The organism is Actinoplanes octamycinicus, from assembly GCF_014205225.1.
GTDB classification, from domain to species: domain Bacteria; phylum Actinomycetota; class Actinomycetes; order Mycobacteriales; family Micromonosporaceae; genus Actinoplanes; species Actinoplanes octamycinicus.
Window position 1 is genome coordinate 4135473 of the sequence record NZ_JACHNB010000001.1, and the last position, 16871, is coordinate 4152343.

Here is a 16871-nt window from a genome sequence, read left to right on the forward strand (position 1 = left end):
ATACGTTGCCGGTACCCGATCGGCATGTTTCCGAAAGTTCCGGAGCGCTTCGTCCACCGGAGGCGTACCCATGCGAAGTCCCCTCGCGGGCGCGTTCACCGTGCTCGCCCTCCTCCTCTCCCCGCTCTCCGCTCCTGCCCGGGCCGCCACCACCAGCGGCCAGAACCCCGCGAACTACATCTCCACCCGGCCCGGCCCCGGCCGCTTCCCGCTGGTCTCGGCACCTGTCGTGACCAGCGCCAACGACTACCCGGGCGTCCAGCGGGTGGCCGGCGACCTGCGGTCCGACCTGGGCGCCGCCACCGGCGTCACGCCGTCGGCCGGGCAGGACGCCATCCCGGCCGGTCGCGACCCGATCATCGTCGGCACCATCGGCCGGTCCACCCTGGTCGACCGCCTGATCGCGGCCGGCAAGCTGGACACCCGCGGCGTCGCCGGGAAGTGGGAGACCTCGCTGCAGCAGGTCGTCGAGCATCCGCTGCCCGGCGTCCGGCGGGCGTTCGTGATCGCCGGCAGCGACCAGCGCGGCACCATCTACGGCGTCTACGACGTGTCCCGGCGGATCGGCGTCTCGCCCTGGCACTTCTGGGACGACGTGCCGGTCCCGCACGCGGACGCGCTCTACGCCCTGCCCGGCCGGCACACCCAGGGCACCCCGAAGGTCAAGTACCGGGGGGTCTTCATCAACGACGAGAACCCGGACACCGGCACCTGGGCGCCCGCCTTCTTCGGCCCCGGCAAGGCGCCCGGGTATCCGGGCGGGCTGAACGCGAACTACTACGCCAAGGTCTTCGAGACCATGCTCCGGCTCAAGGCCAACTACCTGTGGCCGGCCGTCTGGGGCCGGGCGTTCGCCGAGGACGACCCGGCCAACCACGCCACCGCCAGCTACTACGGCGTGGTGATGGGCACCTCGCACGAGGCGCCGATGATGCGCGGCATCGAGGAGTGGAACCGGCACCCGACCGGCACCGGTGAGTGGAGCTTCCGGCGCAACCCGGAGGCGATCAAGGACTACTGGCGGGCCGGCATCGAGCGGATGCGCGACCAGGACATCGAGGGCGTGGTCACGCTCGGGATGCGCGGCAACGGCGACGTCAGCCTGCCGGACGGCGACGGCATCGACCTGATGAGCTCGATCATCGACACCCAGCGGCAGATCCTGACCGAGGAGGGCATGCTGGGCGCGCCCCAGGTGCAGACCCTCTACAAGGAGGTGCAGCGCTACTGGGACAAGGGGTACCGCCCGCCGGACGACGTGACCGTGGTCTTCTGCGACGACAACTGGGGCAACATGCGCAAGCTGCCCGACCCGTCGCTCCCGGCCCGCAGCGGCGGCTACGGCCTCTACTACCACTTCGACTACGTCGGGGACGGCCGCAACTACAAGTGGGTGGACACCGCCAACCTGACCAACACCTGGGAGCAGCTGAACCGGGCGTACCGGTCCGGAGTGGACCGGCTCTGGGTGGCGAACGTCGGCGACCTGAAGAACGAGGAGGAGCCGGCCCAGTTCTTCCTCGACTACGCCTGGAACCCGGACGCCATCCCGCTGGACGGCATCAAGGACTGGGAGCGCCGCTACGCGGCGGAGAACTTCGGCACGTCAATGGCCGCGGACATCGCGGAGGTCCTCTCCCGGTACGGCGTGCTGCAGTCCCGCCGCAAGCCCGAGCTGCTGAACCGCCGGATCACCGTGGACCCGGCCAAGGACCTCACCACGGATCCCACCGCGGTGGTCTACGACGACCAGGGCAACCCGTTCAGCCTCACCGACTACCGGGAGATGGACCGGGTGGTCGCCGAGTGGCAGGCGCTCGCCGCGCGGGCGGAGCGGATCAAGGCACGGGTGCCCGACGCCTGGCAGGACGCGTACTTCCAGCTCGTCCACTACCAGGTGAAGGCGACCGCGAACCTCTACGAGCTGCGCCGCGCCGAGTTCACCAACATCCTCTACGCCGCGCAGGGCCGGGCCGCCACCAACGACCTGGCCGACCAGGCCGAGGCCCGGTTCGCCACGGACCAGGCGCTGAACGCGCACTACAACACCGCGCTGGCCGGCGGGAAGTGGAAGGACTGGCAACTGCAACCCAAGATCGGGTACGGCAACGTGGCCCGCTACGGCCCGAACGCCCCGTGGCAGCAGCCCGAGCTGAACAACGTGGCCCTGCCCGACGAGATCTACCCCTACCTGCAGCGGATCGAGGTGCCGGCCGGCGCGGCGCTCGGCGTGGCGCTGGACGGCGGCGACGCCACCACGCTGCCCGAGTTCAGCCCGTGGCAGAGCCAGCCGCAGCAGTACGTCGAGGTCTACAACAAGGGCACCACGCCGTTCGCCTACACGATCACGGCGGAGCAGCCGTGGGTGCACGTGACGCCGGCTGCCGAGACGGTGGACAAGCAGGTCCGCGCCCTGGTGTCGGTGGACTGGCGGCGGGCGCCGGCCGGGCTCACCGTCGTACCGATCAGGGTCGAAGGCGCGGGCAGCGCGGTCGTGGTCCGCGCGCCGGTCCGCAACCCCGGGATCAGGCCGCGTGGTTTCGCCGAGGCGAACGGGTACGTGTCGATCCCGGCGACCGGATTCGATCGCAAGGCCGGGAGCTGGCGGGTGCTGCCCGGGATCGGCAAGACCGGCGACGGGATCATGCCGGCCGGGGCCGGTGACGCCCGGCTCGACTACCGGGTGACGCTGACCAGCACCGGTCCCGTGAAGATCAACGCGCTGCTGGCGCCGCGGAACGGGCAGCTGCGCTACGCGGTCTCGGTGGACGGCGCGCCCCCGCAGGTGATCGACGCGGTCGCCGCCACCGGCGCGGTGGACACCACGATGAACCGGCAGTGGGCCCGGAACACCTCGGACAACGTCAACGTCACCAGCACCACGCACCAGATCGCCACGGCCGGGACGCACACCGTCTCGTTCTGGGCGCTCGACTCCTCGGTGATCCTGCAGCGCCTGATCGTGGACACCGGCGGGGTCAAGGACAGCTATCTCGGCCCGCCGACCAGCCGGAGGTTCTGATCATGAAACGTCGTGCCCTGCTGGCCGGCTCGGCCGGTGTCGCCGCCGCCGGAGTCGTCCCCGCCCCGGCCGCCGCCGGATCCCCGCGCCCCTCGTGGGTGCACACCTGGACCGCGATGCCGCAGCTCACCGAACCGCACAACATGCCGCCGGCGCCGTTCACCGGGACCGACGCGGTGCTGGTGGACACCACGCTGCGGCAGACCGTGCACACCTCGATCGGCGGGAAGGTGCTGCGGGTCCGCTTCTCCAACGCCTTCGGCACCACCGATCTGCCGATCACCGCCGCCTCGGTGGCTCATCCGGTCGGGGACAAGCCGGGAACCTCCGAGATCTCCGGTCCGCGGACCCTGACCTTCGGCGGCCTGCCCTCGGTCGTCGTGCCCGCCGGAGCGCAGATCGTCTCGGATCCGGTGGCGATGCCGGTCGCGGCCAGATCGAACCTGACCGTTTCTGCCTATCTCGCCACCGGCCAGGCCGGGCTCGGCCTCACCGGGCATCCCGGCTCCCGGACGACCTCCTGGCTGACCCAGGGGGAGCAGGTGGACAAACCCGAATTATCCGGTGCGACCCCGATCGATCACTGGTATCTGATCAGCGGGATCGAGGTGAGTGCGCCGTCCGCCGCCGGCGTGGTGATCATCGGGGACTCGCTGACCGACGGGCGGGGCTCGACCACCAACGGCAACGACCGCTGGCCCGACCAGCTGGCCGCCCGGTGGCGGGACCCGCGCCTGGCCATCCTCAACCAGGCGGCCGGCGGCAACCGGGTGCTGCACGACGGGCTCGGGCCGAACGTCCTGGCCCGGCTGGACCGGGACGTGCTCGGGGTCAGCGGCGCCGCCTGGGTGCTGATCTTCGAGGGGGTCAACGACATCGGCACCGCCGAGGCCACCGAGGCCGGGCAGCGGCAGGTGGTGGCGGCGCTGACCGGGGCGTACCGGCAGATCGTGCAGCGGGCGCACGCCCAGAAGCTGCGGGTCTACGGGGCGACGATCACGCCGTTCGGCGGGAACACCGGCTACGACGACCCGGGCGGGCTGCGCGAGCGGGCCCGGGTGGCGGTCAACGGGGTGATCCGGGGCGGGGTGTTCGACGCGTACGTCGACTTCGCGGCGGCGGTGGCCGACCCGGCGGCGCCGAGCCGCCTCGATCCGGCCTTCGACGTGGGCGATCACCTGCACCTGAACCCGGCCGGGTACGCGGCGCTCGCCGCCGCCGTGCCACGCCGGCTGTTCTGACCGGTGCCGGCGGGGCCCTGCCGGTCAGAACAGCAGGGACCCGCCGGCCACGGTGAGCACGCTGAGGACGTGGGCGACGTGGTGGCCGATCGAGGTCACCGTGACGATGCAGATGCCGGCGACGATCGCGGCGAGCAGGGAGTACTCGACGGCGGTGGCGCCCTCATCGGGGCGGCCACCCGGGGTCAGCTTCTCCATGAGACGTCTCCCTGTTCGACGTGCACCGTTCCGGCACCCTTCCCTTCGGACCGGACCCCGCCGCGCTGAGGTTCATCGTGGGTGCGGAACGGGTCCCGGACGGGTGCCGGCCGCCACGATCGGCCGGGCCAGCACCACCGCGACCAGGGCGACCACGCACAGCGCGGCCAGGCTGAGGAACCCGGCCCGGAACGACCCGGTCACGTCCTTCACCGCGCCGAGCAGATAGACGAAGGCGAAACCGCCCAGGTTGGCGCAGAAGTTGCCGAACCCGCTGAGCAGCCCGGCCCGGCCGGCACCGAGCACCGCGATCGGCAGCGCGAACAGCGGCCCGAAGTAGACCTGCACGACCACCGAGATCATCGCGACCACCATCAGCACCGCCGGCATCCCGGGCAGGTAGGTGAGCAGCGCCAGCCCGGTGGCCAGGACGGCAAGCGAGCCGCCGATCACCAGCAGTGGCCGGCCCAGCCGGTCGGAGATCAGCCCGCCCAGGTAGTTGGCCGGCGCGGTCACCGCCGCCCCGAGCGCGACCACCAGCCCGGCCGCGGCCAGCGACTGGCCGCGGTCCACCACCAGCCAGGTGGCCAGCCAGAAGGTGAAGCCCTGGGCGACCGCCAGCCGGGCGAACTGGATCACCCCGGTCAGCCAGACGATCCGATGCCGGAGCAGGACCGGCAGGTCGCCGATCCGGGCCGGGTCAGCGGCCGGCGGTTTCGGCACGGCCGGCCCGGCGGCCCGCCGGTAGAGCACCAGGGCGACCAGCCCGGCGGCCGCGAACAGCGCGAACAGCAGCCGCCAGCCGAGCGGCCCGACCAGCCACGGGCCGAGCGAGCTGAGCAGGATGTTGGAGGAGAAGCCGCCGGCGACGTACAACCCCATCGCGGTGGCCCGCCGGTCGCTCGGGAACTGTTCGCTGATCAGCAGCAGGCCGGGCGCGAAGACCAGCGCCCGGAAGAACCCGGAGAGAGCCTGATCGACCAGGAGGGCCTGGTACGACGAGAGCACCGCGAAGACGGCGGCGAGCAGGTTCGTGCCGAGCAGCCCGATCAGGAACAGGGTCCGTGGCGAGAACCGGTCGGCGAGGAATCCGGACGGCACCTGCATCAGGGCGTACGTCAGATTGCTCGCCGCGGCCAGCGTCCCGGCCTGGCCGAAGGTCAGCCCCAGATCGGTCCGGATCAGCGGCAGGAACAGCGCGATCCCGCCGAAGATCAGCGCCTGGGCGCTCTGACAGACGACGAGGAGAGTGATGATCGCGCGGCGCACCGCGGGATGATCTCACGCCTCAGCGGCCGGGCCGGCGTGCCGAACAGGGGGGTGTCGACTACGTCCGGCCCGGCCGAGGGGGCATCGGTGCGCCTGCCACGTCTCACCATCAAGCTGCGCCTGATCATCTGCGTGGCGCTGCTCACCGGGCTGTCGCTGCTGCTGGTCGCCACCTACATCACCCGGCACAACATGAGCGAGGCGCGTCGTACCGGTCTGGCGTTCGCCCAGGAGACGGCCGCCCGCAACGCGGCCGACGTGCAGGAGCGGCTGACCGCCGGGATGCGGACCGCGCGCGACCTGGCGCGGGCGCTGCCCGCGGTGGCCGCGACCGGCGGCGGGCGCCGGACCGCGAACGCCGAGCTGCGCTCGGTGCTCGCCGGGCACCCGGACTACCTGGCGGTGTGGACCGCGTGGGAGCCGGACGCCTTCGACGGGCGGGACCGGCGGTACCGGAGCCGGGACGCCTCGCACGACGCGACCGGCCGGTTCGTGCCCTACTGGTTCCGGGACGGGGAGACGATCAAGGTCGCGCCGCTGACCGATTACGACAAGCCGGGGGCGGGCGACTACTACCTGATCGCGCAGCAGAGCGGCACGGAGAAGGTGGTCGAGCCGTATCACTACAACGTCGGCGGCACGGACGTGCTGATGACGTCGATGGTGGCGCCGATCATCCGGGACGGCGCGACGGTCGGGGTGGCCGGGATCGACATGCAGCTGGACGGGCTCACCCCGCTGATCGCCGCGATCAAGCCGTTCGGCACCGGGTCGGCGGAGCTGACCAGCACCGGGGGACTGCTGGTGGCCGGCGCGGACGGCGGGACGCCGGGCGAGGCGGCCGACGCCGGCGTGGTGGCGCTGGCCGGGCAGGCGGCCTCGGCGGGCAAGGCCGTGCAGCAGGTGCTCGGCGGGGACGACGAGCGCGTGCGGATCGCCGTGCCGGTCCGGCTCGGCGCGGTGGACACCTGGTCGCTGATCGTCACCGTGCCGACCGCCACCATCCTGGCCGACGCGGTCGCGGCCCAGCACACCAGCATGTGGATCACCCTGGTCGCGGTCCTGCTGGCGGCCGCGATCGCGCTGGTGGTGGCCCGCTCGGTGGTCCGGCCGATCGACCGGCTGCGGGACCGGATGGCGCAGATCGCGGACGGCGAGGGTGACCTGACCCAGCGGGCCACGGTGCTGCGGGACGACGAGGCCGGGCAGCTGGCGCAGGCGTTCAACCGGTTCGTCGAGAAGGTGGCGGTCACCGTGCGCGGCATCGCCGGCTCCGCGGACCAGGTGCGGGCGGCCGCCGACCGGCTCAGCGCGACCACCGCCCGGCTCGGCGCCGACGCGGCCCAGGTCTCCGGCAAGTCGGGCACCGCCGCGGACGCCACCCAGACGGTCAACGAGGGGGTGCAGTCGGTGGCGGCCGGCTCCGAGGAGATGAGCGCGTCGATCGCCGAGATCGCGTCCAGCGCGGCCAAGGCCGCCGGGGTGGCCAACGACGCCCGGACCGTCGCGGAGAGCACCAACGGTCAGGTGGCCGAGCTGGGCACGGCGACCGAGGAGATCGGCGACGTGGTCCGGCTGATCACCAGCATCGCCGAGCAGACCAACCTGCTGGCGCTGAACGCCACCATCGAGGCGGCCCGGGCCGGCGAGATGGGCAAGGGCTTCGCGGTGGTGGCCGGCGAGGTGAAGGAGCTGGCCCAGCAGACCGCGCAGGCGACCGAGCAGATCACCAACCGGATCACCGCGATCCAGGCGATCAGCGGCGCCGCGGCCGCCGCGATCACCGAGATCGTCCAGGTGATCGCGACGATCGGCGACTACACCACGTCGATCGCGTCGGCGGTCGAGGAGCAGACCGCCACCACCACCGAGATGAGCCGGGGCGTCGCCGAGGCGGCCGGCAACACCGGGCTGGTGTCCGAGGCGATCGCCGACGTGGCGACGGTGGCGCAGAAGGCCTCCGAGAACGCCCGGGACGCCCAGTCCGCGGCGGCCGACCTGACCCGGCTGGCCGGGGAGATGACCGCGCTGGTCAACACGTTCCGGTACTGACCGGTGCGGGAAGTTTACGTTAACATCGAGGTCTCTCGATCCCCAGCCGGCTCCGGCCGGCCGAGACGGAAGGCCTCGCCATGCGGGCACGCATCCCCCTCGTCCTCCTCCTTCTCCTCACCGGCGCGTCAGCCCTCCCCAGCGCCCCGGCCGCGGCCGCCACCACCGGCTTCCGCGGGGTCAACTGGGCCGACCAGCGGGACAACTTCGTCGACGACACCCTGGTCCTCGGCGGCCTGAGCAGGTCGGACAGCTACGCCACCACCCAGGCCAAGGCGAACGCGATCCTCACCGGCTTCCAGAACAACCTGGGCGCCAACACGGTCCGGATGCCGGTCAACCACCCGACCGTCGCCGGGTCCTACTGGGCGTCCTACACCGGCGCGATCGACATGGCCGCCGCGAAGGGCATGAAGGTCATCCTCAGCTACTGGGAGGCGAACAGCTCCCGGGACGGCAGGGTGGACGACGGCACCCAGTTCTGGTCGATGTGGCAGACCATCGTGAGCAGGTACTCGTCGAACGCGAACGTCTACTTCGAGCCGTTCAACGAGCCGTACGGCTACAGCGACGCCGACTGGAAGAACCTCGCGGCCCAGTGGCTGGCCACCTACCCGGGCGTGCCGCGCGGCCGGGTGATCATCAGTGGGGCCGGGTACAACCAGCGGCTCACCACGATCGGCGGCGACAGCCGGTTCGACGGCACGCTGATCTCCCGGCACCTCTACCAGTTCTTCGACGCCGGCCGGCACACCGAGGACTCGTGGCGGGAGTCGTTGCGGAGCAGCGTCGGGTCGTACGCGAACCGGGTCCTGATCACCGAATTCGGCGCGACCATGACCGACGGGCGCGACTACGACGCGCCGTCGGCGACCAACGACATGATCGCCTTCATCCGCGGGGTGGCGGCCGAGGCGCGGGCCGAAGGGCTCGGCACGGTCTACTGGCCGGGCGTGCGGATCGCCGACCCCTACCGCCTGCAGGAGATCACCGGCAGCGGCACCGCGCTGACCCTGACCACCACCAGCAACTCCGGCCGGGACCAGCTGCGCTACTCGTGGGGGCTGGACGTCAGCGTCAACACGCCGCTCACCCACTACCGGGTCACCAGCCGGAACAGCGGCAAGGTGATGGACCTGGTCGGCTCGTCGATCGCGGACGGCGCCGAGGTCAAGCAGTACACCTGGAACGGCGGCGCGAACCAGAAGTGGTCCTTCGAGGACCTCGGCAACGGCTACCTGCGGGTGGTCGACCAGTACAGCGGCAAGTGCCTGGACGTCGCGTCGGCGTCGACCGCGGACGGCGCGAACATCATCCAGTACACCTGCGGCGGCGGCACCAACCAGCAGTGGTCCTGGGTCGCCGCGGGCGGCTACCACACGCTGGTCGCCCGGCACAGCGGCAAGTGCCTCGACGTGGTCGGCGCCGGGACCGCGGACGGCGCCGACATCAGCCAGTACACCTGCAACGGCGGCGCCAACCAGCAGTGGACCAGGAGCGCGGCATGACGGCGCTGCTGGCTCTGCTGCTGATGCTCTCCCCGGTCACGATCACCAACGGCACCCAGTTCGGCGGCGTGCACGCGCACGGCGGCGGGGTGCTCAAGGCCGGCGCCTACTACTACTGGTTCGGCGAGAACCGGAACGCCGACGACACCTTCAACGCGGTCAGCGTCTACCGCTCCACCGACCTGCGGACCTGGGAGTTCCGCGCCGACGTGCTGACCCGCTCGTCCGCGTCCGAGCTGGCCTCCGCCAAGATCGAGCGGCCCAAGGTGATCTACAACGCGTCCACCGGCAAGTACGTCATGTGGATGCACAAGGAGAACGGGTCCGATTACGGCGAGGCCCGCGCGGCGGTCGCGGTCTCCGACACGATCGACGGCGATTACGCGTACGAGGGCAGCTTCCGCCCGTTCGGCAGCTACATGTCCCGGGACATCACGCTCTACCAGGAGGGCTCGGCGGCCTACATGATCTCCGCGGCCGACGAGAACCGGGACCTGATGATCTACCGGCTCACCGCGGACTACCGGAACGTCGCGTCGGTCGTCGGCAACTTCTGGAACGACGCGTCCCGCGAGGCCCCGGCCCTGTTCAAGCGGGGCAGCACCTACTTCATGCTGACCTCGGGCACCTCCGGCTGGAACCCCAACCAGTCCCGGTGCGCGACGGCGCCGAGCATCACCGGCCCGTGGACCGGCTGGACCGACGTCGGCGACGCGACCACCTACCACTCGCAGCCGGCCTTCGTCCTGCAGCTCGGCAACAGCTACCTCTACCTGGGCGACCGCTGGGCCGGCGCGTGGGGCGCCCCGGTGAACAACTCCGAGTACGTCTGGCTGCCGATCACCTTCCCGACCAGCACCTCGATGTCACTGTCCTGGTCGCCGGCGGTCACCGTGGACGCGGCGGCCGGCACGGTCAGCGGCAGTGCGGTCCCGTACCACCGGGTCACCAACCGCAGCTCGTCCAAGGTGCTCGACGTCTGGAACGCGTCGACCGCCGACAACGCCGAGGTGAAGACCTACGCGGCGACCAGCGGCACGAACCAGCAGTGGGACTTCCGGACCACCGGCGGCGGCTACCTCCAGGTGATCAACCGGAACAGCGGCAAGTGCCTGGACGTCGCCTCCGGCTCCACCGCCGAGGGCGCGAACATCATCCAGTACGCCTGCGGCGCCGGCGCCAACCAGCAGTGGCAGTGGATCGCGACCGGCGGCTACCACCAGCTCAAGGCCCGTCACTCCGGCAAATGCCTGACCCTGGCCGCCGACGCGGTCGACCTCCAGCAGGCCACCTGCTCGTCCGCCACCACCCAGCAGTGGTCCCGCGCCACGACCTGAGACCCGGAACACCCGAGCGCGGCCCGGCGGCCCGGCCGCCGGGCCCGTAGGCTCGGAAAACGTGGATCTTGGGACGGCGGCGCTGCTGGTGGCCGGGGGAGTCGGGGCCGGGCTGACCGGGTCGATGGCCGGGCTGGCGTCGCTGGTCAGTTATCCGGTGCTGCTCGCGGCCGGGCTCCCGCCGGTGGCGGCGAACATGACGAACACGGTCGCGCTGATGGGCAGCACGGCCGGATCCAGCGTGGGGGCCCGGCGGGAGCTGCACGGGCAGGGTCGCCGGATCGCCGGGCTCAGCGGGATCGCGGTGGCCGGCGGGGTGGCCGGCGCGCTGCTGCTGCTGTGGACGCCGTCCGAGGCGTTCGAGCGGATCGTGCCCGGGCTGATCGTGCTCGGCGCGCTGGTCCTGCTCTTCCGCACCGCCGTCCGGGACTGGTACCTGCGGCCCGGCCGGCGGCCGCCGCTGAGCCTCGCGGTGTTCCTGATCGCGGTCTACGGCGGCTACTTCGGCGCGGCCGCCGGGGTGCTGCTGCTCGCCGTGCTGGCGGTCGCGGCGACCGAGCCGTTCCCGGTCACCAACGCGGTCAAGAGCATGGTGCTCGGCGTGGCCAACCTGGTCGCCGCGGTCGTCTACGCGCTGACCGGCCCGGTGCACTGGGCGGCCGCGGCCCTGCTCGGCGCCGGCTGCCTGATCGGCAGCTGGACCGGCCCGGCCCTGGTTCGCCGCACCCCCGAACGCCCCCTCCGGGTGGCCATCGCCGTCGCCGCCCTGGGCCTCGCCGCCTACCTCTGGACCACCCCCTGACCCGGGTACGGTCCGCGGCACGGTCACGGTCCCGGCTGGTTCTCACGGGTGTCTCGGGTCCCCCGAGACACCCGTGAGAACCAGCCGGGACGGCCGGGCGCGCGCTGCGGACATGTGCCCGGGACGGGCGTCGCGGGGTTTCGGTGACCACCCGCGGACAGTGAAGGGCGCGGCGATCGCTTTGGACGCGCAGCGGCCAGATCGCCGGGCCCGCCCCGCGCGGGAGCATGCGGTCCGCACCCCGGCGGACCCGCGCATATGAAGTTCTTGAAGGTTTTTGCTCTTGGCGCCGCCGCAAATGAGTCGACATTTGCCGATTCACGGGGCGCGGCGTGAACTCAACATTCCGAATACAAAGATGGGGACTCGATCGCGTAACAACTCGGGGTGATACTGCTACCACGGACGGTGCGTTCAGGGCGGTGGTTGCCAGTGCTGAAGCGAGCGATCCACACGGGGGCGGCGGTGATCGCCCTCGCGGCAGTCACCCTGGGATGCGCGGCCCCGGAGTACACCTATGTCAAGAATTCCGACGAGAAGACCTACTTCAAGGTCCCGCAGGACTGGCGGCAGACCAGCACGGACGAGCTGGACGGCTACCTGAGCGGGTCCAATCCGGACTCGGCGGCCGCCGCGATCCGCCAGCAGCTGTGGTGGTCGGTCGCCTACGACGCCTCCTCGATCCCGAGCGCGGTGCATCTGATCTCCTACGACGCGACCGACGAGCCGATCGTCTACGCGCGGGTCGCCAAGCTCACCGAGCCGGAGCGGAACGCGGTGTCGCTGGACATGCTGCGCAACAGCGTCCTGCCGGTGACCGCGGCCGCGCGGGAGGCCGCCGAGGATCCGCGGCTGAGCGACTTCGAGCTGCTCAGCGACGATGTGCTCACCCCGTCCGACGGGACTCACGGGGTCCGGGTCGTCTACGACTACGCGATCACCGGTGTGATGCACACCTTCGACCTGACCGCTCTGCTCAACAACACCGGTGACCGGCTCTACCTGCTCCTCATCAGGTGTTCCACGAGCTGCTACCGGGAGCGCGGCGACCAGCTGGACACCATCGCGACATCCTTCACGGTGAGGAGCAAGTGATGACCGCTCCGACACAGATCGAGCCCGAGGGCCTGCGCCCACCGGACGAGGGCCCCCGGGAGCGGCGGGAACGCACCACCCGCAAGAAGCTCCCGTTCTGGGACCGGATCAAGTTCCTGCTGCTGTTCACCGTCGCCTTCTTCGCCCTGGTCTGGACCGACGTCGCGGACAACCCGATCCTGCCGTTCCAGGACGCGATGTACGCCCGGCTGCACAGCGGCTCCGGCATCGCCCTGCTGGCGCTGGCCGGCATCGAGGTGCTCCGCCAGCTGCACTACCTGATCAGCGAGCACGTCTCCTGGTACCACCGGATGTGGACGCACGGCATCTTCGGCGGCGTCGAGCGGCTCACCCACCGGATGTTCTCCGACTGGACCCGGTTCCGGCTGGCCCGGGTGTTCAAGTGGCTGCTGTTCCTGGCGGTGGTGTCCCTGGTGCTCGCCTCCGCCCTGGACACCACCCCGGCCCTGGCGCTCTTCCAGGTCCCCGCCCTGCTGTGGTCGGCCGCGCCGATGTTCCTGCAGGTCATCTTCATTCTGTTCATCGCGGTCGGGCAGTTCGCGGCGATCTTCTGGTTCCTGTCCCGGGGCGGTGTCGACGTCTACTACCCGGACGACGTGAAGACCCGGTTCACCGACGTGTGGGGTCAGGACCACGTGCTCGACCGGGTCAAGGAGAACATCGTCTACCTGGAACGCCCGGAGGCGATCGAGTCGCGCGGCGGCTACGTGCCCGGCGGCATCCTGCTCTGGGGCCCGCCCGGGACCGGCAAGACCCTGATGGCCGAGGCGGTGGCCGGCGAGACCGGCCGGCCGTACGTGTTCGTCGACCCCGGCGCGTTCATCAACATGTTCTTCGGCGTCGGCGTGCTCAAGGTCAAGAGCCTCTTCCGCAAGCTGCGCAAACTCGCCCTCCGCTACGGCGGGGTGATCGTCTTCTTCGACGAGGCCGACTCGCTGGGCAACCGCGGCGCGCTGGCCCAGGGCGGCCCGGGCTTCCCGCGCGGCGGTTTCAGCCACGCCGGCTGCAACGGCATGTCCTACCTCTCCGAGCAGTCCCGCTGGGAGGTCGCCCGGGAATCCATGATGTACGGCGGCGGGATGGGCGGCGGCGGTGGCATGGGCACCCTGGAAGCGCTGCTCACCGAGCTGTCCGGGCTGAAGAAGCCGCGCGGTTTCATCAACCGGCACGTGCGCCGGGCGCTGGGCATGCGGCCGAAACCGCCGCCGAAATACCGGATCCTGGTGATGATGGCGACCAACCTGCCGGAAGCCCTGGACGAGGCGCTGCTGCGGCCCGGCCGGATCGACCGGATCTACAAGGTCGGCTACCCGAGCAAGGCCGGGCGGGTCCGCACCTACCGGGGCTACCTGGACAAGGTGAAGCACGAGCTGGATGACGAGCAGATCGACAAGCTGGCGACGATCACGCCGTACGCGACCGGCGCCACCATCAAGGACATGGTGAACGAGGCGCTGATCACCGCGATCCGCGACGAGCGGGACACCATCACCTGGCGCGACATCATCCGGGCGAAGCAGCTCAAGGAACTCGGGCCGGCGGAGAACGTCGAGTACATCGAACGCGAACGGCACGCGGTGGCGGTGCACGAGGCCTGTCACGCGGTGGTGGCGTACCGGACCCGGCACCACATGGAGATCGACATCGCGACGATCGAGAAGGGCAGCGGCTACCTCGGCATGGTGGCCAGCATCCCGCCGGAGGACCAGTTCACCACCTGGCGCAGCCACTACGAGTCGGACATCCTGGTGTCGCTCGCGTCGCTGGCCGGCGAGCGGATGTTCTTCGACGGCGACAGCTCCTCCGGCGTCTCCGGCGACCTGGAGCAGGCCACCGCGGTCGCCACCAACATGGAGGGTGTCTGGGGCATGGGCTCGACGGTCTCCTCCTACGCCGCGTCCAGCCGGCTCGGCACCGGCACACCGGGCGGCGTGCCCAAGGGGGAGAAGAACGACCTGAGCGCCCGGCGCGCCCTGGCCGACCGGATCGAGGACAGCCTCGGCACGATGATGGAACGGGCCGCCGCCATCCTCACCGAGAACCGGCGGCAGGTGCTGGCCCTGGCACACGCCCTGGAGACGCACAAGACGCTGACCGGCGAGGACGTGGTCGCGGTCCTGGAGGGCCGGCCCGGTCCGCTGGTCGACGGCTCGGTCTACGCCGACGAGCAGTTCATCGCGGAGGTGGAGAGCTACCACCGGGCGGCGCTCGCCGCGCACCGCGGGCACGGGCGGCTCTCGGTGGCGCTGCCCGCCCGGCACGTGCCGGAGCCGGTGGTCCTGGAGGTGGCCGCTGCCGGCAACGGCGCCGTCCCTGGTAACGGCGTTGCCCCGGGCGCCGCCGCGAGCACCGGCGCTGTCCCCGGCGCGGCCACCGGCAAGGGGCCGGCCGGTCATGAGATCTGGCGCCGGCCGGACCCGATCGACCCGCCCGCCAACGGCAACGGCGTCCCGCAACCCCGGCAGCCGGAGCCGCCGGAGCCGCCGGACCAGCCCTGACGTCCACCGATCGGCGTCGTCCGCCCGCCCCGGCGACGCCGATCATGTGTCCGGACCCGATTACCGGGGTAGCTTGGGGCGGCATGACGACTGATGCGATCGTGTCGTACCGGACCAGCGACGACGGCACCACCCTGCACGCCACGCTGCTTGCCCCGGAGCTGGACGTCGACGTCGCCGACGAGCTGCGCGAGAGCCTGGAGAAAGCGGTCGCCGGCTCCCCCTGCCGGCAGCTGAGCCTGGACCTGGCCGAGGTGACCTTCATCGACTCGTACTCGCTGGGCGCTCTGGTCGGCGTCCGCAACACCGCCGCCGCGGCCGGCCTGACCATGGTGCTGACCCGGCCGTCCGCCCCGGTCCGCCAGGCCATCGAGGTGACCGGCCTGGCGGAGGTGTTCGGCATCGCCCCGGTCTGACCCCGGCAACCGCTCCGGTTCGATCCTGCCGGCAATCCCAAGATCAAGATCTTCGTTCACGCAGGTCCGCTTGGGTGCGGATCGCATGCTCCCGGCACCCCTCTGTCAAGGGGTTGGTGTGAGGGGTGTTTTAGGGTGGTGGTTGGCGGGTCCGGGTTGTGACTTTTCCGAAGTGTCGATCTTGGGGTTTGGGTCGGCCGCGCTGGAGTTCAGAGTCGCCCCCGTGTGTCCTCCCGGACCCGTCGCTGTCTGTTGTGCCGTGTGGTCGTCTTTGATCATTTGGCGGTAGACGGTGTCGGACAGGCGTCGTTTCAACGCTCGCATGGCTTCCATCGCGGTTTTGCCTTCGGCGCGTTTGCGCTGGTAGTAGGCGCGGCCGGGGGTGTCGAAGCGGAGCTGGGTGATGGCCATGATGTGCAGGACCCGGTTGATGCGCCGGTTCCCGGCCCGGTTGAGCCGGTGATGATGGTTGTCGCCGGAGGACACGTCGATGGGGGCGGTGCCGTTCCAGGTGGCGAAGTGCCCGCGGGTCGGGAAGCGGCTGATGTCGCCGATGTCGCCGAGCAGGCGGGCGGCGCCGGAGGGGCCGATGCCGTTGAGGCTGGTCAGCTGGGTGCCGGTGGCGGCCAGCACGGTCTTCAGCTGCCGGTTGGCTGCTTTGATCTTGGTGTCCAGGGTGGTGAGCTCGTCGGCCAGGTCGCCGGCCAGCTGATAGCGGGTGGCGGTGACGATGTCGCCGGCCGGGACGCTGACGCGTTCGAGCAGGGTGCGGGCCTGGTCGGTGGTCAGGTTCTTCTTCGCGCCGCCGGGGATCAGTTCGAGCAGTAGCTGGTGCAGCCGGTTGATGGTCTCGGTGCGGGCGACACCGAGCTGGTCGCGGCGGTCGGCCAGCAGCCGCAGCGCGACGGTGGCGCCGTCGGCGTGAACGCGGCGCAGGCCCGGGGTGCGCAGGGCGGTCACCGCGATGTGGTGCGCGTCGTGACCGTCGGTTTTACGGCCGTGCCCGGTGTCAAAGTTGCGGGCTTTCGCGGCGAGTTTCGCCGGGACGTCCAGCACGGTTTCGCCGTCGGCGACCAGCCGCTGGGCCAGGTGCCGGCCGATGCCGTTACAGCCCTCGACCGCCCACACCCGGCCGGCGTGACGGCGGCCGGCGGCGAGCATCTGCTGGTAGCCACCGGTGTCGGTGCCGTACCTGCCACGGGCCAGCACCTGTTCACGCTCGTTGATGATCTCGATCGTCGCGGACCGCTTGTGCGGATCGACTCCAATGATCAGCTGACCCATGTACCCGTTGACCTTCCCGTCGTCGCGGCAGAACCACACCAGCGGGAGGGCAACGCTACTTACAGCTGGGCAAACCCCTCTTCAGCCACTCCGCGCCACGGTGACCGGCAGGGTCCAAGCCGGGAGAG

Annotated in this window: 12 protein-coding genes; 9 read left to right on the forward strand and 3 right to left on the reverse strand. The window is 71.1% G+C overall.

The annotated features are described in order from the left end of the window. Positions 1–70: 70 nt before the first annotated feature. Together BJY16_RS18545 and BJY16_RS18550 are read left to right on the forward strand one after the other, a co-directional pair. Positions 71–3022: a glycosyl hydrolase 115 family protein gene (locus BJY16_RS18545; RefSeq protein ID WP_185040662.1), complete on the forward strand. Its 2952-nt coding sequence runs from the start codon at positions 71–73 to the stop codon at positions 3020–3022. A gap of 2 nt (positions 3023–3024) precedes the next feature. Then, positions 3025–4263, forward strand: coding sequence for an SGNH/GDSL hydrolase family protein (locus tag BJY16_RS18550; RefSeq protein ID WP_185040663.1), 1239 nt, complete (start codon positions 3025–3027; stop codon positions 4261–4263). Positions 4264–4287: 24 nt separating this feature from the next. Here BJY16_RS18550 and BJY16_RS18555 read toward each other — a convergent pair whose 3' ends face one another. Both BJY16_RS18555 and BJY16_RS18560 read right to left on the reverse strand, forming a co-directional pair. Further along, positions 4288–4461 (reverse strand): Flp family type IVb pilin, encoded by a 174-nt coding sequence (locus tag BJY16_RS18555; protein ID WP_185040664.1) that lies wholly within the window; start codon positions 4459–4461, stop codon positions 4288–4290. 72 nt (positions 4462–4533) lie between these two features. Then, positions 4534–5730 (reverse strand): MFS transporter, encoded by a 1197-nt coding sequence (locus BJY16_RS18560; protein WP_185040665.1) that lies wholly within the window; start codon positions 5728–5730, stop codon positions 4534–4536. 87 nt (positions 5731–5817) lie between these two features. On the opposite strand from BJY16_RS18560, the gene BJY16_RS18565 reads away from it, so the two are divergent. From BJY16_RS18565 to BJY16_RS18595, 7 genes are all read left to right on the forward strand, one after another. Continuing rightward, entirely contained in the window at positions 5818–7782 is a 1965-nt protein-coding gene (locus BJY16_RS18565; RefSeq protein WP_185040666.1) for a methyl-accepting chemotaxis protein, read from the forward strand. Positions 7783–7862: 80 nt separating this feature from the next. Then, the gene (locus BJY16_RS47215; protein ID WP_239177547.1) at positions 7863–9290 is read left to right on the forward strand and encodes an RICIN domain-containing protein; all 1428 of its coding nucleotides are present in this window, start codon (positions 7863–7865) and stop codon (positions 9288–9290) included. Beyond that, a complete protein-coding gene (locus BJY16_RS18575; protein WP_185040667.1) occupies positions 9287–10627 on the forward strand; it encodes an RICIN domain-containing protein in 1341 nt (446 codons plus the stop codon). Before BJY16_RS47215 ends, BJY16_RS18575 begins: the two co-directional genes overlap by 4 nt. 61 nt (positions 10628–10688) lie before the next feature. Beyond that, positions 10689–11429: a sulfite exporter TauE/SafE family protein gene (locus tag BJY16_RS18580; RefSeq protein ID WP_185040668.1), complete on the forward strand. Its 741-nt coding sequence runs from the start codon at positions 10689–10691 to the stop codon at positions 11427–11429. Between the two features lie 432 nt (positions 11430–11861). Next, on the forward strand, positions 11862–12524 hold the full coding sequence (locus BJY16_RS18585) for a hypothetical protein (RefSeq protein WP_185040669.1): 663 nt from the start codon (positions 11862–11864) through the stop codon (positions 12522–12524). Continuing rightward, complete coding sequence (locus tag BJY16_RS18590; protein WP_185040670.1) at positions 12524–15043, forward strand: AAA family ATPase; 2520 nt, start codon at positions 12524–12526, stop codon at positions 15041–15043. The genes BJY16_RS18585 and BJY16_RS18590 overlap by 1 nt, the downstream gene beginning before the upstream one ends. Before the next feature lie 83 nt (positions 15044–15126). Further along, complete coding sequence (locus tag BJY16_RS18595) at positions 15127–15459, forward strand: STAS domain-containing protein (protein WP_185040671.1); 333 nt, start codon at positions 15127–15129, stop codon at positions 15457–15459. Between the two features lie 105 nt (positions 15460–15564). Here the strand turns inward: BJY16_RS18595 and BJY16_RS18600 are convergent, their stop codons facing one another. Then, positions 15565–16782: an IS110 family RNA-guided transposase gene (locus tag BJY16_RS18600; protein WP_311775285.1), complete on the reverse strand. Its 1218-nt coding sequence runs from the start codon at positions 16780–16782 to the stop codon at positions 15565–15567. Positions 16783–16871 lie beyond the last annotated feature (89 nt).